The organism is Tenacibaculum sp. HL-MS23 (assembly GCF_032463465.1).
Classification (GTDB): domain Bacteria; phylum Bacteroidota; class Bacteroidia; order Flavobacteriales; family Flavobacteriaceae; genus Polaribacter; species Polaribacter bernardetii.
In genome coordinates this window covers 160,854-183,650 of sequence record NZ_CP135989.1, presented here as the reverse complement: position 1 = coordinate 183,650, position 22,797 = coordinate 160,854, and the positions used below count along the sequence as shown (strand labels likewise).

Annotated in this window: 1 protein-coding gene; it reads right to left on the bottom strand. The window is 40.1% G+C overall.

Annotated features, from left to right (window positions below; genetic code table 11):
* Window positions 1–15: 15 nt before the first annotated feature.
* Window positions 16–22,602, bottom strand: a complete 22,587-nt coding sequence (locus RRF68_RS00785; RefSeq protein ID WP_315944663.1) for an immunoglobulin-like domain-containing protein — start codon at window positions 22,600–22,602, stop codon at window positions 16–18.
* Between the last annotated feature and the right edge of the window lie 195 nt (window positions 22,603–22,797).

The window sequence follows — 22,797 nt, the reverse complement described above, 5'->3', positions numbered from 1 at the left end:
AATATATAATATTTTTTATTTATTAATATAAATCCAACCTTTCTTTATTTTAAACCCGCTACCTAAATCTAATATATAAAAATATGTTCCTACAGGTAGTCTTTCTTTTACAGCAAAATTAGCACGACCATTAGAGACTCCTCTAAACACTTTATCCGTGTTATTATATCCTTTAACTTTATAAACTTTGTTACCCCATCTGTTAAAAATTTCAAGCGAATTATTTGGGAAATTTTCGATACAGTCAATAACTAAATAATCATTAACACCATCTCCATTTGGTGTAAATTCATTATATAATACGATACAAGTATCATCAACTCCTAAAACAATCCCCTCATCATCATCTCCAAAACCATCTAATCCATCTTCACTATTTGGAATACCATCACCGTCTGTATCTGTTCCACTATCTGTTGCTGCTCCATCTCCGCCACTATTTGGATCGGTAGGGTCTGAATCATTTACATCATCATTTCCTGTATCTCCGAAATTAGCATCATCCTGATCTGCAACATCTAAGATTCCGTCGCCATCTGTATCTGGTCCATCTACTTGTCCGTTTCCATCTGTATCTTCATTTCCGCCTTCTACAACATCGTTGATTCCATCATCATCACTATCTAAATCTTGATAATCTGATACGCCATCACCATCGCTATCTACTACATCTGATGCGTTTCCTGCGCCTACTCCAAATCCTGAGGTATCACCATCTAAGCTATCTGAAATACCATCACCATCTACATCTGATCCTCCTGCATCGTTTGCGTCGATAACACCATCATTATTGGTATCTAATCCGCCGTTTCCATTTTCAATAACATCGGTGATTCCGTCATTATCACTATCTAAATCTTGATAATCTGATACACCATCACCATCGGTATCTGGTTCTTCATTTCCTGCATCTACTGAAGCATCTGCTTGACCATCGCCATTTGTATCAGCTCCTGATGCCCCATCATTTGGATCGATAACTCCGTCATTATTGGTATCTAAATCGCCATTTCCACCTTCATCAACATCTAAGATTCCGTCATTATCGCTATCTAAATCTAAACTATCTGGAATACCATCACCGTCGGTGTCTCCGTTTCCTTCTGCTGAATCTGGAATTCCGTCATTGTCATCATCTAAGTCAATTGCATCTGCGATTCCGTCACCATCGGTGTCAATTGCATCTCCGAATCCGTCTAATCCATCTTCACTATCTGGAATACCATCACCGTCGGTATCTGTTCCACTATCTGTTGCTGCTCCATCTCCGCCACTATTTGGATCGGTAGGGTCTGAATCATTTACATCATCGTTTCCTGTATCTCCGAAATTAGCGTCATCCTGATCTGCAACATCTAAGATTCCGTCGCCATCTGTATCTGGTCCATCTACTTGTCCGTTTCCATCTGTATCTTCATTTCCGCCTTCTACAACATCGTTGATTCCGTCATCATCACTATCTAAATCTTGATAATCTGCTACGCCATCGTTATCGCTATCTACTACATCTGATGCGTTTCCTGCGCCTACTCCAAATCCTGATGTATCACCATCTAAGCTATCTGAAATACCATCACCATCTACATCTGACCCTCCTGTATCATTGGCGTCGATAACACCATCATTATTGGTATCTAATCCGCCGTTTCCATTTTCTATAACATCGTTGATTCCGTCATTATCACTATCTAAATCTTGATAATCTGGTACACCATCGCCATCGGTATCTGGTTCTTCATTTCCTGCGTCTACTGAAGCATCTGCTTGACCATCGCCATTTGTATCAGCTCCTGATGCCCCATCATTTGCATCGATAACTCCGTCATTATTGGTATCTAAATCGCCCTTTCCACCTTCATCAACATCTAAGATTCCGTCATTATCGCTATCTAAATCTAAACTATCTGGAATACCATCACCGTCGGTGTCTCCGTTTCCTTCTGCTGAATCTGGAATTCCGTCATTATCATCATCTAAGTCAATTGCATCTGCGATTCCGTCACCATCGGTGTCAATTGCATCTCCGAATCCGTCTAATCCATCTTCACTATCTGGAATACCATCACCGTCGGTATCTGTTCCACTATCTGTTGCTGCTCCATCTCCGCCACTATTTGGATCGGTAGGGTCTGAATCATTTACATCATCGTTTCCTGTATCTCCGAAATTAGCATCATCCTGATCTGCAACATCTAAGATTCCGTCGCCATCTGTATCTGGTCCATCTACTTGTCCGTTTCCATCTGTATCTTCATTTCCGCCTTCTACAACATCGTTGATTCCGTCATCATCACTATCTAAATCTTGATAATCTGCTACGCCATCGTTATCGCTATCTACTACATCTGATGCGTTTCCTGCGCCTACTCCAAATCCTGATGTATCACCATCTAAGCTATCTGAAATACCATCACCATCTACATCTGACCCCCCTGTATCATTGGCGTCGATAACACCATCATTATTGGTATCTAATCCGCCGTTTCCATTTTCTATAACATCGTTGATTCCGTCATTATCACTATCTAAATCTTGATAATCTGGTACACCATCGCCATCGGTATCTGGTTCTTCATTTCCTGCGTCTACTGAAGCATCTGCTTGACCATCGCCATTTGTATCAGCTCCTGATGCCCCATCGTTTGCATCGATAACTCCGTCATTATTGGTATCTAAATCGCCCTTTCCACCTTCATCAACATCTAAGATTCCGTCATTATCGCTATCTAAATCTAAACTATCTGGAATACCATCACCGTCGGTGTCTCCGTTTCCTTCTGCTGAATCTGGAATTCCGTCATTGTCATCATCTAAGTCAATTGCATCTGCGATTCCATCACCATCGGTGTCTGTACAATCTTGAACTGTTACAACTCTGGTTACTTCTGTTGCGATATTTCCTGCTGTATCAGTTACATTATAGGTTACTGTATAAGTTCCTGCTGTAGTTGTATCAACTGTATCTCCTCCAATAGTAACTGCTAATCCTGTCTCACAATCTGTTACCGTAGCTCCTGCTTCTGTATACGTAGCACATGATTCTAAAGTGATTGCTGCTGCTCCTGTTAATGTAATTACCGGTACTGTAGTGTCTTCAACTGTTACAACTCTGGTTACTTCTGTTGCGATATTTCCTGCTGTATCAGTTACATTATAGGTTACTGTATAAGTTCCTGCTGTAGTTGTATCAACTGTATCTCCTCCAATAGTAACTGCTAATCCTGTCTCACAATCTGTTACCGTAGCTCCTGCTTCTGTATACGTAGCACATGATTCTAAAGTGATTGCTGCTGCTCCTGTTAATGTAATTACCGGTACTGTAGTGTCTTCAACTGTTACAACTCTGGTTACTTCTGTTGCGATATTTCCTGCTGTATCAGTTACATTATAGGTTACTGTATAAGTTCCTGCTGTAGTTGTATCAACTGTATCTCCTCCAATAGTAACTGCTAATCCTGTCTCACAATCTGTTACCGTAGCTCCTGCTTCTGTATACGTAGCACATGATTCTAAAGTGATTGCTGCTGCTCCTGTTAATGTAATTACCGGTACTGTAGTGTCTTCAACTGTTACAACTCTGGTTACTTCTGTTGCGATATTTCCTGCTGTATCAGTTACATTATAGGTTACTGTATAAGTTCCTGCTGTAGTTGTATCAACTGTATCTCCTCCAATAGTAACTGCTAATCCTGTCTCACAATCTGTTACCGTAGCTCCTGCTTCTGTATACGTAGCACATGATTCTAAAGTGATTGCTGCTGCTCCTGTTAATGTAATTACCGGTACTGTAGTGTCTTCAACTGTTACAACTCTGGTTACTTCTGTTGCGATATTTCCTGCTGTATCAGTTACATTATAGGTTACTGTATAAGTTCCTGCTGTAGTTGTATCAACTGTATCTCCTCCAATAGTAACTGCTAATCCTGTCTCACAATCTGTTACCGTAGCTCCTGCTTCTGTATACGTAGCACATGATTCTAAAGTGATTGCTGCTGCTCCTGTTAATGTAATTACCGGTACTGTAGTGTCTTCAACTGTTACAACTCTGGTTACTTCTGTTGCGATATTTCCTGCTGTATCAGTTACATTATAGGTTACTGTATAAGTTCCTGCTGTAGTTGTATCAACTGTATCTCCTCCAATAGTAACTGCTAATCCTGTCTCACAATCTGTTACCGTAGCTCCTGCTTCTGTATACGTAGCACATGATTCTAAAGTGATTGCTGCTGCTCCTGTTAATGTAATTACCGGTACTGTAGTGTCTTCAACTGTTACAACTCTGGTTACTTCTGTTGCGATATTTCCTGCTGTATCAGTTACATTATAGGTTACTGTATAAGTTCCTGCTGTAGTTGTATCAACTGTATCTCCTCCAATAGTAACTGCTAATCCTGTCTCACAATCTGTTACCGTAGCTCCTGCTTCTGTATACGTAGCACATGATTCTAAAGTGATTGCTGCTGCTCCTGTTAATGTAATTACCGGTACTGTAGTGTCTTCAACTGTTACAACTCTGGTTACTTCTGTTGCGATATTTCCTGCTGTATCAGTTACATTATAGGTTACTGTATAAGTTCCTGCTGTAGTTGTATCAACTGTATCTCCTCCAATAGTAACTGCTAATCCTGTCTCACAATCTGTTACCGTAGCTCCTGCTTCTGTATACGTAGCACATGATTCTAAAGTGATTGCTGCTGCTCCTGTTAATGTAATTACCGGTACTGTAGTGTCTTCAACTGTTACAACTCTGGTTACTTCTGTTGCGATATTTCCTGCTGTATCAGTTACATTATAGGTTACTGTATAAGTTCCTGCTGTAGTTGTATCAACTGTATCTCCTCCAATAGTAACTGCTAATCCTGTCTCACAATCTGTTACCGTAGCTCCTGCTTCTGTATACGTAGCACATGATTCTAAAGTGATTGCTGCTGCTCCTGTTAATGTAATTACCGGTACTGTAGTGTCTTCAACTGTTACAACTCTGGTTACTTCTGTTGCGATATTTCCTGCTGTATCAGTTACATTATAGGTTACTGTATAAGTTCCTGCTGTAGTTGTATCAACTGTATCTCCTCCAATAGTAACTGCTAATCCTGTCTCACAATCTGTTACCGTAGCTCCTGCTTCTGTATACGTAGCACATGATTCTAAAGTGATTGCTGCTGCTCCTGTTAATGTAATTACCGGTACTGTAGTGTCTTCAACTGTTACAACTCTGGTTACTTCTGTTGCGATATTTCCTGCTGTATCAGTTACATTATAGGTTACTGTATAAGTTCCTGCTGTAGTTGTATCAACTGTATCTCCTCCAATAGTAACTGCTAATCCTGTCTCACAATCTGTTACCGTAGCTCCTGCTTCTGTATACGTAGCACATGATTCTAAAGTGATTGCTGCTGCTCCTGTTAATGTAATTACCGGTACTGTAGTGTCTTCAACTGTTACAACTCTGGTTACTTCTGTTGCGATATTTCCTGCTGTATCAGTTACATTATAGGTTACTGTATAAGTTCCTGCTGTAGTTGTATCAACTGTATCTCCTCCAATAGTAACTGCTAATCCTGTCTCACAATCTGTTACCGTAGCTCCTGCTTCTGTATACGTAGCACATGATTCTAAAGTGATTGCTGCTGCTCCTGTTAATGTAATTACCGGTACTGTAGTGTCTTCAACTGTTACAACTCTGGTTACTTCTGTTGCGATATTTCCTGCTGTATCAGTTACATTATAGGTTACTGTATAAGTTCCTGCTGTAGTTGTATCAACTGTATCTCCTCCAATAGTAACTGCTAATCCTGTCTCACAATCTGTTACCGTAGCTCCTGCTTCTGTATACGTAGCACATGATTCTAAAGTGATTGCTGCTGCTCCTGTTAATGTAATTACCGGTACTGTAGTGTCTTCAACTGTTACAACTCTGGTTACTTCTGTTGCGATATTTCCTGCTGTATCAGTTACATTATAGGTTACTGTATAAGTTCCTGCTGTAGTTGTATCAACTGTATCTCCTCCAATAGTAACTGCTAATCCTGTCTCACAATCTGTTACCGTAGCTCCTGCTTCTGTATACGTAGCACATGATTCTAAAGTGATTGCTGCTGCTCCTGTTAATGTAATTACCGGTACTGTAGTGTCTTCAACTGTTACAACTCTGGTTACTTCTGTTGCGATATTTCCTGCTGTATCAGTTACATTATAGGTTACTGTATAAGTTCCTGCTGTAGTTGTATCAACTGTATCTCCTCCAATAGTAACTGCTAATCCTGTCTCACAATCTGTTACCGTAGCTCCTGCTTCTGTATACGTAGCACATGATTCTAAAGTGATTGCTGCTGCTCCTGTTAATGTAATTACCGGTACTGTAGTGTCTTCAACTGTTACAACTCTGGTTACTTCTGTTGCGATATTTCCTGCTGTATCAGTTACATTATAGGTTACTGTATAAGTTCCTGCTGTAGTTGTATCAACTGTATCTCCTCCAATAGTAACTGCTAATCCTGTCTCACAATCTGTTACCGTAGCTCCTGCTTCTGTATACGTAGCACATGATTCTAAAGTGATTGCTGCTGCTCCTGTTAATGTAATTACCGGTACTGTAGTGTCTTCAACTGTTACAACTCTGGTTACTTCTGTTGCGATATTTCCTGCTGTATCAGTTACATTATAGGTTACTGTATAAGTTCCTGCTGTAGTTGTATCAACTGTATCTCCTCCAATAGTAACTGCTAATCCTGTCTCACAATCTGTTACCGTAGCTCCTGCTTCTGTATACGTAGCACATGATTCTAAAGTGATTGCTGCTGCTCCTGTTAATGTAATTACCGGTACTGTAGTGTCTTCAACTGTTACAACTCTGGTTACTTCTGTTGCGATATTTCCTGCTGTATCAGTTACATTATAGGTTACTGTATAAGTTCCTGCTGTAGTTGTATCAACTGTATCTCCTCCAATAGTAACTGCTAATCCTGTCTCACAATCTGTTACCGTAGCTCCTGCTTCTGTATACGTAGCACATGATTCTAAAGTGATTGCTGCTGCTCCTGTTAATGTAATTACCGGTACTGTAGTGTCTTCAACTGTTACAACTCTGGTTACTTCTGTTGCGATATTTCCTGCTGTATCAGTTACATTATAGGTTACTGTATAAGTTCCTGCTGTAGTTGTATCAACTGTATCTCCTCCAATAGTAACTGCTAATCCTGTCTCACAATCTGTTACCGTAGCTCCTGCTTCTGTATACGTAGCACATGATTCTAAAGTGATTGCTGCTGCTCCTGTTAATGTAATTACCGGTACTGTAGTGTCTTCAACTGTTACAACTCTGGTTACTTCTGTTGCGATATTTCCTGCTGTATCAGTTACATTATAGGTTACTGTATAAGTTCCTGCTGTAGTTGTATCAACTGTATCTCCTCCAATAGTAACTGCTAATCCTGTCTCACAATCTGTTACCGTAGCTCCTGCTTCTGTATACGTAGCACATGATTCTAAAGTGATTGCTGCTGCTCCTGTTAATGTAATTACCGGTACTGTAGTGTCTTCAACTGTTACAACTCTGGTTACTTCTGTTGCGATATTTCCTGCTGTATCAGTTACATTATAGGTTACTGTATAAGTTCCTGCTGTAGTTGTATCAACTGTATCTCCTCCAATAGTAACTGCTAATCCTGTCTCACAATCTGTTACCGTAGCTCCTGCTTCTGTATACGTAGCACATGATTCTAAAGTGATTGCTGCTGCTCCTGTTAATGTAATTACCGGTACTGTAGTGTCTTCAACTGTTACAACTCTGGTTACTTCTGTTGCGATATTTCCTGCTGTATCAGTTACATTATAGGTTACTGTATAAGTTCCTGCTGTAGTTGTATCAACTGTATCTCCTCCAATAGTAACTGCTAATCCTGTCTCACAATCTGTTACCGTAGCTCCTGCTTCTGTATACGTAGCACATGATTCTAAAGTGATTGCTGCTGCTCCTGTTAATGTAATTACCGGTACTGTAGTGTCTTCAACTGTTACAACTCTGGTTACTTCTGTTGCGATATTTCCTGCTGTATCAGTTACATTATAGGTTACTGTATAAGTTCCTGCTGTAGTTGTATCAACTGTATCTCCTCCAATAGTAACTGCTAATCCTGTCTCACAATCTGTTACCGTAGCTCCTGCTTCTGTATACGTAGCACATGATTCTAAAGTGATTGCTGCTGCTCCTGTTAATGTAATTACCGGTACTGTAGTGTCTTCAACTGTTACAACTCTGGTTACTTCTGTTGCGATATTTCCTGCTGTATCAGTTACATTATAGGTTACTGTATAAGTTCCTGCTGTAGTTGTATCAACTGTATCTCCTCCAATAGTAACTGCTAATCCTGTCTCACAATCTGTTACCGTAGCTCCTGCTTCTGTATACGTAGCACATGATTCTAAAGTGATTGCTGCTGCTCCTGTTAATGTAATTACCGGTACTGTAGTGTCTTCAACTGTTACAACTCTGGTTACTTCTGTTGCGATATTTCCTGCTGTATCAGTTACATTATAGGTTACTGTATAAGTTCCTGCTGTAGTTGTATCAACTGTATCTCCTCCAATAGTAACTGCTAATCCTGTCTCACAATCTGTTACCGTAGCTCCTGCTTCTGTATACGTAGCACATGATTCTAAAGTGATTGCTGCTGCTCCTGTTAATGTAATTACCGGTACTGTAGTGTCTTCAACTGTTACAACTCTGGTTACTTCTGTTGCGATATTTCCTGCTGTATCAGTTACATTATAGGTTACTGTATAAGTTCCTGCTGTAGTTGTATCAACTGTATCTCCTCCAATAGTAACTGCTAATCCTGTCTCACAATCTGTTACCGTAGCTCCTGCTTCTGTATACGTAGCACATGATTCTAAAGTGATTGCTGCTGCTCCTGTTAATGTAATTACCGGTACTGTAGTGTCTTCAACTGTTACAACTCTGGTTACTTCTGTTGCGATATTTCCTGCTGTATCAGTTACATTATAGGTTACTGTATAAGTTCCTGCTGTAGTTGTATCAACTGTATCTCCTCCAATAGTAACTGCTAATCCTGTCTCACAATCTGTTACCGTAGCTCCTGCTTCTGTATACGTAGCACATGATTCTAAAGTGATTGCTGCTGCTCCTGTTAATGTAATTACCGGTACTGTAGTGTCTTCAACTGTTACAACTCTGGTTACTTCTGTTGCGATATTTCCTGCTGTATCAGTTACATTATAGGTTACTGTATAAGTTCCTGCTGTAGTTGTATCAACTGTATCTCCTCCAATAGTAACTGCTAATCCTGTCTCACAATCTGTTACCGTAGCTCCTGCTTCTGTATACGTAGCACATGATTCTAAAGTGATTGCTGCTGCTCCTGTTAATGTAATTACCGGTACTGTAGTGTCTTCAACTGTTACAACTCTGGTTACTTCTGTTGCGATATTTCCTGCTGTATCAGTTACATTATAGGTTACTGTATAAGTTCCTGCTGTAGTTGTATCAACTGTATCTCCTCCAATAGTAACTGCTAATCCTGTCTCACAATCTGTTACCGTAGCTCCTGCTTCTGTATACGTAGCACATGATTCTAAAGTGATTGCTGCTGCTCCTGTTAATGTAATTACCGGTACTGTAGTGTCTTCAACTGTTACAACTCTGGTTACTTCTGTTGCGATATTTCCTGCTGTATCAGTTACATTATAGGTTACTGTATAAGTTCCTGCTGTAGTTGTATCAACTGTATCTCCTCCAATAGTAACTGCTAATCCTGTCTCACAATCTGTTACCGTAGCTCCTGCTTCTGTATACGTAGCACATGATTCTAAAGTGATTGCTGCTGCTCCTGTTAATGTAATTACCGGTACTGTAGTGTCTTCAACTGTTACAACTCTGGTTACTTCTGTTGCGATATTTCCTGCTGTATCAGTTACATTATAGGTTACTGTATAAGTTCCTGCTGTAGTTGTATCAACTGTATCTCCTCCAATAGTAACTGCTAATCCTGTCTCACAATCTGTTACCGTAGCTCCTGCTTCTGTATACGTAGCACATGATTCTAAAGTGATTGCTGCTGCTCCTGTTAATGTAATTACCGGTACTGTAGTGTCTTCAACTGTTACAACTCTGGTTACTTCTGTTGCGATATTTCCTGCTGTATCAGTTACATTATAGGTTACTGTATAAGTTCCTGCTGTAGTTGTATCAACTGTATCTCCTCCAATAGTAACTGCTAATCCTGTCTCACAATCTGTTACCGTAGCTCCTGCTTCTGTATACGTAGCACATGATTCTAAAGTGATTGCTGCTGCTCCTGTTAATGTAATTACCGGTACTGTAGTGTCTTCAACTGTTACAACTCTGGTTACTTCTGTTGCGATATTTCCTGCTGTATCAGTTACATTATAGGTTACTGTATAAGTTCCTGCTGTAGTTGTATCAACTGTATCTCCTCCAATAGTAACTGCTAATCCTGTCTCACAATCTGTTACCGTAGCTCCTGCTTCTGTATACGTAGCACATGATTCTAAAGTGATTGCTGCTGCTCCTGTTAATGTAATTACCGGTACTGTAGTGTCTTCAACTGTTACAACTCTGGTTACTTCTGTTGCGATATTTCCTGCTGTATCAGTTACATTATAGGTTACTGTATAAGTTCCTGCTGTAGTTGTATCAACTGTATCTCCTCCAATAGTAACTGCTAATCCTGTCTCACAATCTGTTACCGTAGCTCCTGCTTCTGTATACGTAGCACATGATTCTAAAGTGATTGCTGCTGCTCCTGTTAATGTAATTACCGGTACTGTAGTGTCTTCAACTGTTACAACTCTGGTTACTTCTGTTGCGATATTTCCTGCTGTATCAGTTACATTATAGGTTACTGTATAAGTTCCTGCTGTAGTTGTATCAACTGTATCTCCTCCAATAGTAACTGCTAATCCTGTCTCACAATCTGTTACCGTAGCTCCTGCTTCTGTATACGTAGCACATGATTCTAAAGTGATTGCTGCTGCTCCTGTTAATGTAATTACCGGTACTGTAGTGTCTTCAACTGTTACAACTCTGGTTACTTCTGTTGCGATATTTCCTGCTGTATCAGTTACATTATAGGTTACTGTATAAGTTCCTGCTGTAGTTGTATCAACTGTATCTCCTCCAATAGTAACTGCTAATCCTGTCTCACAATCTGTTACCGTAGCTCCTGCTTCTGTATACGTAGCACATGATTCTAAAGTGATTGCTGCTGCTCCTGTTAATGTAATTACCGGTACTGTAGTGTCTTCAACTGTTACAACTCTGGTTACTTCTGTTGCGATATTTCCTGCTGTATCAGTTACATTATAGGTTACTGTATAAGTTCCTGCTGTAGTTGTATCAACTGTATCTCCTCCAATAGTAACTGCTAATCCTGTCTCACAATCTGTTACCGTAGCTCCTGCTTCTGTATACGTAGCACATGATTCTAAAGTGATTGCTGCTGCTCCTGTTAATGTAATTACCGGTACTGTAGTGTCTTCAACTGTTACAACTCTGGTTACTTCTGTTGCGATATTTCCTGCTGTATCAGTTACATTATAGGTTACTGTATAAGTTCCTGCTGTAGTTGTATCAACTGTATCTCCTCCAATAGTAACTGCTAATCCTGTCTCACAATCTGTTACCGTAGCTCCTGCTTCTGTATACGTAGCACATGATTCTAAAGTGATTGCTGCTGCTCCTGTTAATGTAATTACCGGTACTGTAGTGTCTTCAACTGTTACAACTCTGGTTACTTCTGTTGCGATATTTCCTGCTGTATCAGTTACATTATAGGTTACTGTATAAGTTCCTGCTGTAGTTGTATCAACTGTATCTCCTCCAATAGTAACTGCTAATCCTGTCTCACAATCTGTTACCGTAGCTCCTGCTTCTGTATACGTAGCACATGATTCTAAAGTGATTGCTGCTGCTCCTGTTAATGTAATTACCGGTACTGTAGTGTCTTCAACTGTTACAACTCTGGTTACTTCTGTTGCGATATTTCCTGCTGTATCAGTTACATTATAGGTTACTGTATAAGTTCCTGCTGTAGTTGTATCAACTGTATCTCCTCCAATAGTAACTGCTAATCCTGTCTCACAATCTGTTACCGTAGCTCCTGCTTCTGTATACGTAGCACATGATTCTAAAGTGATTGCTGCTGCTCCTGTTAATGTAATTACCGGTACTGTAGTGTCTTCAACTGTTACAACTCTGGTTACTTCTGTTGCGATATTTCCTGCTGTATCAGTTACATTATAGGTTACTGTATAAGTTCCTGCTGTAGTTGTATCAACTGTATCTCCTCCAATAGTAACTGCTAATCCTGTCTCACAATCTGTTACCGTAGCTCCTGCTTCTGTATACGTAGCACATGATTCTAAAGTGATTGCTGCTGCTCCTGTTAATGTAATTACCGGTACTGTAGTGTCTTCAACTGTTACAACTCTGGTTACTTCTGTTGCGATATTTCCTGCTGTATCAGTTACATTATAGGTTACTGTATAAGTTCCTGCTGTAGTTGTATCAACTGTATCTCCTCCAATAGTAACTGCTAATCCTGTCTCACAATCTGTTACCGTAGCTCCTGCTTCTGTATACGTAGCACATGATTCTAAAGTGATTGCTGCTGCTCCTGTTAATGTAATTACCGGTACTGTAGTGTCTTCAACTGTTACAACTCTGGTTACTTCTGTTGCGATATTTCCTGCTGTATCAGTTACATTATAGGTTACTGTATAAGTTCCTGCTGTAGTTGTATCAACTGTATCTCCTCCAATAGTAACTGCTAATCCTGTCTCACAATCTGTTACCGTAGCTCCTGCTTCTGTATACGTAGCACATGATTCTAAAGTGATTGCTGCTGCTCCTGTTAATGTAATTACCGGTACTGTAGTGTCTTCAACTGTTACAACTCTGGTTACTTCTGTTGCGATATTTCCTGCTGTATCAGTTACATTATAGGTTACTGTATAAGTTCCTGCTGTAGTTGTATCAACTGTATCTCCTCCAATAGTAACTGCTAATCCTGTCTCACAATCTGTTACCGTAGCTCCTGCTTCTGTATACGTAGCACATGATTCTAAAGTGATTGCTGCTGCTCCTGTTAATGTAATTACCGGTACTGTAGTGTCTTCAACTGTTACAACTCTGGTTACTTCTGTTGCGATATTTCCTGCTGTATCAGTTACATTATAGGTTACTGTATAAGTTCCTGGAGTACTCATATCAACTCCACTTGCATCGATTGTTGCTGTTAAGCCTGTCTCACAATCTGTTACAGTTGCGTCTAGTTCTGTATAACTTCCACATGCCTCTAATACCTGTGGGTTAGCACCTACTAAAGTAATTACTGGCGCTGTAGTGTCTTGAACTGTTACTGTACGAGTTACTTGAGTCGCTGCATTTCCTGCAGTATCCGTTACATTATACGTTACTGTATAATTTCCTGGAGTACTCATATCAACTCCACTTGCATCGATTGTTGCTGTTAAGCCTGTCTCACAATCTGTTACAGTTGCGTCTAGTTCTGTATAACTTCCACATGCCTCTAATACCTGTGGGTTAGCACCTACTAAAGTAATTACTGGCGCTGTAGTGTCTTGAACTGTTACTGTACGAGTTACTTGAGTCGCTGCATTTCCTGCAGTATCCGTTACATTATACGTTACTGTATAATTTCCTGGAGTACTCATATCAACTCCACTTGCATCGATTGTTGCTGTTAAGCCTGTCTCACAATCTGTTACAGTTGCGTCTAATTCTGTATAACTTCCACATGCCTCTAATACCTGTGGGTTAGCACCTACTAAAGTAATTACTGGCGCTGTAGTGTCTTGAACTGTTACTGTACGAGTTACTTGAGTCGCTGCATTTCCTGCAGTATCCGTTACATTATACGTTACTGTATAATTTCCTGGAGTACTCATATCAACTCCACTTGCATCGATTGTTGCTGTTAAGCCTGTCTCACAATCTGTTACAGTTGCGTCTAATTCTGTATAACTTCCACATGCCTCTAATACCTGTGGGTTAGCACCTACTAAAGTAATTACTGGCGCTGTAGTGTCTTGAACTGTTACTGTACGAGTTACTTGAGTCGCTGCATTTCCTGCAGTATCCGTTACATTATACGTTACTGTATAATTTCCTGGAGTACTCATATCAACTCCACTTGCATCGATTGTTGCTGTTAAGCCTGTCTCACAATCTGTTACAGTTGCGTCTAGTTCTGTATAACTTCCACATGCCTCTAATACCTGTGGGTTAGCACCTACTAAAGTAATTACTGGCGCTGTAGTGTCTTGAACTGTTACTGTACGAGTTACTTGAGTCGCTGCATTTCCTGCAGTATCCGTTACATTATACGTTACTGTATAATTTCCTGGAGTACTCATATCAACTCCACTTGCATCGATTGTTGCTGTTAAGCCTGTCTCACAATCTGTTACAGTTGCGTCTAGTTCTGTATAACTTCCACATGCCTCTAATACCTGTGGGTTAGCACCTACTAAAGTAATTACTGGCGCTGTAGTGTCTTGAACTGTTACTGTACGAGTTACTTGAGTCGCTGCATTTCCTGCAGTATCCGTTACATTATACGTTACTGTATAATTTCCTGGAGTACTCATATCAACTCCACTTGCATCGATTGTTGCTGTTAAGCCTGTCTCACAATCTGTTACAGTTGCGTCTAATTCTGTATAACTTCCACATGCCTCTAATACCTGTGGGTTAGCACCTACTAAAGTAATTACTGGCGCTGTAGTGTCTTGAACTGTTACTGTACGAGTTACTTGAGTCGCTGCATTTCCTGCAGTATCCGTTACATTATACGTTACTGTATAATTTCCTGGAGTACTCATATCAACTCCACTTGCATCGATTGTTGCTGTTAAGCCTGTCTCACAATCTGTTACAGTTGCGTCTAATTCTGTATAACTTCCACATGCCTCTAATACCTGTGGGTTAGCACCTACTAAAGTAATTACTGGCGCTGTAGTGTCTTGAACTGTTACTGTACGAGTTACTTGAGTCGCTGCATTTCCTGCAGTATCCGTTACATTATACGTTACTGTATAATTTCCTGGAGTACTCATATCAACTCCACTTGCATCGATTGTTGCTGTTAAGCCTGTCTCACAATCTGTTACAGTTGCGTCTAATTCTGTATAACTTCCACATGCCTCTAATACCTGTGGGTTAGCACCTACTAAAGTAATTACTGGCGCTGTAGTGTCTTGAACTGTTACTGTACGAGTTACTTGAGTCGCTGCATTTCCTGCAGTATCCGTTACATTATACGTTACTGTATAATTTCCTGGAGTACTCATATCAACTCCACTTGCATCGATTGTTGCTGTTAAGCCTGTCTCACAATCTGTTACAGTTGCGTCTAGTTCTGTATAACTTCCACATGCCTCTAATACCTGTGGGTTAGCACCTACTAAAGTAATTACTGGCGCTGTAGTGTCTTGAACTGTTACTGTACGAGTTACTTGAGTCGCTGCATTTCCTGCAGTATCCGTTACATTATACGTTACTGTATAATTTCCTGGAGTACTCATATCAACTCCACTTGCATCGATTGTTGCTGTTAAGCCTGTCTCACAATCTGTTACAGTTGCGTCTAGTTCTGTATAACTTCCACATGCCTCTAATACCTGTGGGTTAGCACCTACTAAAGTAATTACTGGCGCTGTAGTGTCTTGAACTGTTACTGTACGAGTTACTTGAGTCGCTGCATTTCCTGCAGTATCCGTTACATTATACGTTACTGTATAATTTCCTGGAGTACTCATATCAACTCCACTTGCATCGATTGTTGCTGTTAAGCCTGTCTCACAATCTGTTACAGTTGCGTCTAATTCTGTATAACTTCCACATGCCTCTAATACCTGTGGGTTAGCACCTACTAAAGTAATTACTGGCGCTGTAGTGTCTTGAACTGTTACTGTACGAGTTACTTGAGTCGCTGCATTTCCTGCAGTATCCGTTACATTATACGTTACTGTATAATTTCCTGGAGTACTCATATCAACTCCACTTGCATCGATTGTTGCTGTTAAGCCTGTCTCACAATCTGTTACAGTTGCGTCTAATTCTGTATAACTTCCACATGCCTCTAATACCTGTGGGTTAGCACCTACTAAAGTAATTACTGGCGCTGTAGTGTCTTGAACTGTTACTGTACGAGTTACTTGAGTCGCTGCATTTCCTGCAGTATCCGTTACATTATACGTTACTGTATAATTTCCTGGAGTACTCATATCAACTCCACTTGCATCGATTGTTGCTGTTAAGCCTGTCTCACAATCTGTTACAGTTGCGTCTAGTTCTGTATAACTTCCACATGCCTCTAATACCTGTGGGTTAGCACCTACTAAAGTAATTACTGGCGCTGTAGTGTCTTGAACTGTTACTGTACGAGTTACTTGAGTCGCTGCATTTCCTGCAGTATCCGTTACATTATACGTTACTGTATAATTTCCTGGAGTACTCATATCAACTCCACTTGCATCGATTGTTGCTGTTAAGCCTGTCTCACAATCTGTTACAGTTGCGTCTAATTCTGTATAACTTCCACATGCCTCTAATACCTGTGGGTTAGCACCTACTAAAGTAATTACTGGCGCTGTAGTGTCTTGAACTGTTACTGTACGAGTTACTTGAGTCGCTGCATTTCCTGCAGTATCCGTTACATTATACGTTACTGTATAATTTCCTGGAGTACTCATATCAACTCCACTTGCATCGATTGTTGCTGTTAAGCCTGTCTCACAATCTGTTACAGTTGCGTCTAGTTCTGTATAACTTCCACATGCCTCTAATACCTGTGGGTTAGCACCTACTAAAGTAATTACTGGCGCTGTAGTGTCTTGAACTGTTACTGTACGAGTTACTTGAGTCGCTGCATTTCCTGCAGTATCCGTTACATTATACGTTACTGTATAATTTCCTGGAGTACTCATATCAACTCCACTTGCATCGATTGTTGCTGTTAAGCCTGTCTCACAATCTGTTACAGTTGCGTCTAGTTCTGTATAACTTCCACATGCCTCTAATACCTGTGGGTTAGCACCTACTAAAGTAATTACTGGCGCTGTAGTGTCTTGAACTGTTACTGTACGAGTTACTTGAGTCGCTGCATTTCCTGCAGTATCCGTTACATTATACGTTACTGTATAATTTCCTGGAGTACTCATATCAACTCCACTTGCATCGATTGTTGCTGTTAAGCCTGTCTCACAATCTGTTACAGTTGCGTCTAATTCTGTATAACTTCCACATGCCTCTAATACCTGTGGGTTAGCACCTACTAAAGTAATTACTGGCGCTGTAGTGTCTTGAACTGTTACTGTACGAGTTACTTGAGTCGCTGCATTTCCTGCAGTATCCGTTACATTATACGTTACTGTATAATTTCCTGGAGTACTCATATCAACTCCACTTGCATCGATTGTTGCTGTTAAGCCTGTCTCACAATCTGTTACAGTTGCGTCTAATTCTGTATAACTTCCACATGCCTCTAATACCTGTGGGTTAGCACCTACTAAAGTAATTACTGGCGCTGTAGTGTCTTGAACTGTTACTGTACGAGTTACTTGAGTCGCTGCATTTCCTGCAGTATCCGTTACATTATACGTTACTGTATAATTTCCTGGAGTACTCATATCAACTCCACTTGCATCGATTGTTGCTGTTAAGCCTGTCTCACAATCTGTTACAGTTGCGTCTAATTCTGTATAACTTCCACATGCCTCTAATACCTGTGGGTTAGCACCTACTAAAGTAATTACTGGCGCTGTAGTGTCTTGAACTGTTACTGTACGAGTTACTTGAGTCGCTGCATTTCCTGCAGTATCCGTTACATTATACGTTACTGTATAATTTCCTGGAGTACTCATATCAACTCCACTTGCATCGATTGTTGCTGTTAAGCCTGTCTCACAATCTGTTACAGTTGCGTCTAATTCTGTATAACTTCCACATGCCTCTAATACCTGTGGGTTAGCACCTACTAAAGTAATTACTGGCGCTGTAGTGTCTTGAACTGTTACTGTACGAGTTACTTGAGTCGCTGCATTTCCTGCAGTATCCGTTACATTATACGTTACTGTATAATTTCCTGGAGTACTCATATCAACTCCACTTGCATCGATTGTTGCTGTTAAGCCTGTCTCACAATCTGTTACAGTTGCGTCTAATTCTGTATAACTTCCACATGCCTCTAATACCTGTGGGTTAGCACCTACTAAAGTAATTACTGGCGCTGTAGTGTCTTGAACTGTTACTGTACGAGTTACTTGAGTCGCTGCATTTCCTGCAGTATCCGTTACATTATACGTTACTGTATAATTTCCTGGAGTACTCATATCAACTCCACTTGCATCGATTGTTGCTGTTAAGCCTGTCTCACAATCTGTTACAGTTGCGTCTAGTTCTGTATAACTTCCACATGCCTCTAATACCTGTGGGTTAGCACCTACTAAAGTAATTACTGGCGCTGTAGTGTCTTGAACTGTTACTGTACGAGTTACTTGAGTCGCTGCATTTCCTGCAGTATCCGTTACATTATACGTTACTGTATAATTTCCTGGAGTACTCATATCAACTCCACTTGCATCGATTGTTGCTGTTAAGCCTGTCTCACAATCTGTTACAGTTGCGTCTAATTCTGTATAACTTCCACATGCCTCTAATACCTGTGGGTTAGCACCTACTAAAGTAATTACTGGCGCTGTAGTGTCTTGAACTGTTACTGTACGAGTTACTTGAGTCGCTGCATTTCCTGCAGTATCCGTTACATTATACGTTACTGTATAATTTCCTGGAGTACTCATATCAACTCCACTTGCATCGATTGTTGCTGTTAAGCCTGTCTCACAATCTGTTACAGTTGCGTCTAATTCTGTATAACTTCCACATGCCTCTAATACCTGTGGGTTAGCACCTACTAAAGTAATTACTGGCGCTGTAGTGTCTTGAACTGTTACTGTACGAGTTACTTGAGTCGCTGCATTTCCTGCAGTATCCGTTACATTATACGTTACTGTATAATTTCCTGGAGTACTCATATCAACTCCACTTGCATCGATTGTTGCTGTTAAGCCTGTCTCACAATCTGTTACAGTTGCGTCTAGTTCTGTATAACTTCCACATGCCTCTAATACCTGTGGGTTAGCACCTACTAAAGTAATTACTGGCGCTGTAGTGTCTTGAACTGTTACTGTACGAGTTACTTGAGTCGCTGCATTTCCTGCAGTATCCGTTACATTATACGTTACTGTATAATTTCCTGGAGTACTCATATCAACTCCACTTGCATCGATTGTTGCTGTTAAGCCTGTCTCACAATCTGTTACAGTTGCGTCTAGTTCTGTATAACTTCCACATGCCTCTAATACCTGTGGGTTAGCACCTACTAAAGTAATTACTGGCGCTGTAGTGTCTTGAACTGTTACTGTACGAGTTACTTGAGTCGCTGCATTTCCTGCAGTATCCGTTACATTATACGTTACTGTATAATTTCCTGGAGTACTCATATCAACTCCACTTGCATCGATTGTTGCTGTTAAGCCTGTCTCACAATCTGTTACAGTTGCGTCTAATTCTGTATAACTTCCACATGCCTCTAATACCTGTGGGTTAGCACCTACTAAAGTAATTACTGGCGCTGTAGTGTCTTGAACTGTTACTGTACGAGTTACTTGAGTCGCTGCATTTCCTGCAGTATCCGTTACATTATACGTTACTGTATAATTTCCTGGAGTACTCATATCAACTCCACTTGCATCGATTGTTGCTGTTAAGCCTGTCTCACAATCTGTTACAGTTGCGTCTAATTCTGTATAACTTCCACATGCCTCTAATACCTGTGGGTTAGCACCTACTAAAGTAATTACTGGCGCTGTAGTGTCTTGAACTGTTACTGTACGAGTTACTTGAGTCGCTGCATTTCCTGCAGTATCCGTTACATTATACGTTACTGTATAATTTCCTGGAGTACTCATATCAACTCCACTTGCATCGATTGTTGCTGTTAAGCCTGTCTCACAATCTGTTACAGTTGCGTCTAATTCTGTATAACTTCCACATGCCTCTAATACCTGTGGGTTAGCACCTACTAAAGTAATTACTGGCGCTGTAGTGTCTTGAACTGTTACTGTACGAGTTACTTGAGTCGCTGCATTTCCTGCAGTATCCGTTACATTATACGTTACTGTATAATTTCCTGGAGTACTCATATCAACTCCACTTGCATCGATTGTTGCTGTTAAGCCTGTCTCACAATCTGTTACAGTTGCGTCTAGTTCTGTATAACTTCCACATGCCTCTAATACCTGTGGGTTAGCACCTACTAAAGTAATTACTGGCGCTGTAGTGTCTTGAACTGTTACTGTACGAGTTACTTGAGTCGCTGCATTTCCTGCAGTATCCGTTACATTATACGTTACTGTATAATTTCCTGGAGTACTCATATCAACTCCACTTGCATCGATTGTTGCTGTTAAGCCTGTCTCACAATCTGTTACAGTTGCGTCTAGTTCTGTATAACTTCCACATGCCTCTAATACCTGTGGGTTAGCACCTACTAAAGTAATTACTGGCGCTGTAGTGTCTTGAACTGTTACTGTACGAGTTACTTGAGTCGCTGCATTTCCTGCAGTATCCGTTACATTATACGTTACTGTATAATTTCCTGGAGTACTCATATCAACTCCACTTGCATCGATTGTTGCTGTTAAGCCTGTCTCACAATCTGTTACAGTTGCGTCTAATTCTGTATAACTTCCACATGCCTCTAATACCTGTGGGTTAGCACCTACTAAAGTAATTACTGGCGCTGTAGTGTCTTGAACTGTTACTGTACGAGTTACTTGAGTCGCTGCATTTCCTGCAGTATCCGTTACATTATACGTTACTGTATAATTTCCTGGAGTACTCATATCAACTCCACTTGCATCGATTGTTGCTGTTAAGCCTGTCTCACAATCTGTTACAGTTGCGTCTAATTCTGTATAACTTCCACATGCCTCTAATACCTGTGGGTTAGCACCTACTAAAGTAATTACTGGCGCTGTAGTGTCTTGAACTGTTACTGTACGAGTTACTTGAGTCGCTGCATTTCCTGCAGTATCCGTTACATTATACGTTACTGTATAATTTCCTGGAGTACTCATATCAACTCCACTTGCATCGATTGTTGCTGTTAAGCCTGTCTCACAATCTGTTACAGTTGCGTCTAATTCTGTATAACTTCCACATGCCTCTAATACCTGTGGGTTAGCACCTACTAAAGTAATTACTGGCGCTGTAGTGTCTTGAACTGTTACTGTACGAGTTACTTGAGTCGCTGCATTTCCTGCAGTATCCGTTACATTATACGTTACTGTATAATTTCCTGGAGTACTCATATCAACTCCACTTGCATCGATTGTTGCTGTTAAGCCTGTCTCACAATCTGTTACAGTTGCGTCTAATTCTGTATAACTTCCACATGCCTCTAATACCTGTGGGTTAGCACCTACTAAAGTAATTACTGGCGCTGTAGTGTCAACTTCTCCTATTGTTATAATTCCTAAATCTATAGGACATTGATTATTCCCCCAACGAACCCAAACATCATAATCACCTGGGGCTAACCCATTGTATGATGTACTTCCAGTATTATCCTGAACATATTTTTTATTATACCCTGAATCTAGATCCCCTTCTATACTAAACTCTATATGTGATCTACTTGGATTATCGGAAAATGTAAACGTAATTATTCCATCATCTTCACCACACTCACTATCCATTTTTGTAACAGTAACATCAGGAATTTTTGTATAAGTTACTTCAACCTCATCAGTATCAGAACAACCATTATTATCTGTAACAGTTACAGTATAAAAAACATTTTCATTAGCATCACCCGACATTACGTAAGGAAAAGAAATATTTTGCCCACTACCTACACCAAATCCTGTGCTAGAATTAGTCCATTCATATGTTAAACCTGTTCCATTTGCAGTTGCAGATAAATTTGTATCTTCGCCTGAACACACTCTAAAATTAGCTCCAGCACTTGCATTAATATCTTTTACAGTAATACTTACAGAATAGCTGTTAACACAAAGAGGGTCTTGACCTACCGAGTCACCAGCAAATAAACTCCATGTCCCTAAAGGGTTGGTACCTATGTATGACGCAAAACTACCTGATGGTGAAAAACTACCACTAACAGGTGTGCCTGAAGGTGTTGCAGCACCATCTAAAAAAGTTGTTGTAACATTACCTATATCAACTCCTCCTGACCAAGTATTTACTGGAGCAATAACCTCTGTATTTGTTGGACCAACTAAAGAAAAGAAAGTCTCATTATGATATGCGTTTCCATTTCTTGGATTCGCACATTGCCTATCTGTTTTTGTCCAATTAATCGTTACTGTTAAACTTTCTATAACACAACCATTAGGAAAATCTGTTGCTGTAAAATTAACTCCAGGTAAATTAGCTGAACTACCATCAAGAGAAATAGTAGCTCCTGAATATGTTTTTGTTACAGTGTAGCTCTGAGAGTAAGAAAATTGCAATGAAAAAACAAAAAACAAGAAAAAAAGCAACAGGGAACTTAATTTTTGAAGGGGTAAAGGGGTAATTTTATTCATAAAAAACACTTTAATTACTACTGCATTTACTTAGCTACTTAATAGCCATATATTATACGTACGCCAAAAGGTAGCAATTGGTTTTACAAAAGCTTTCTTTTATTTGTTAATTTCAAATTG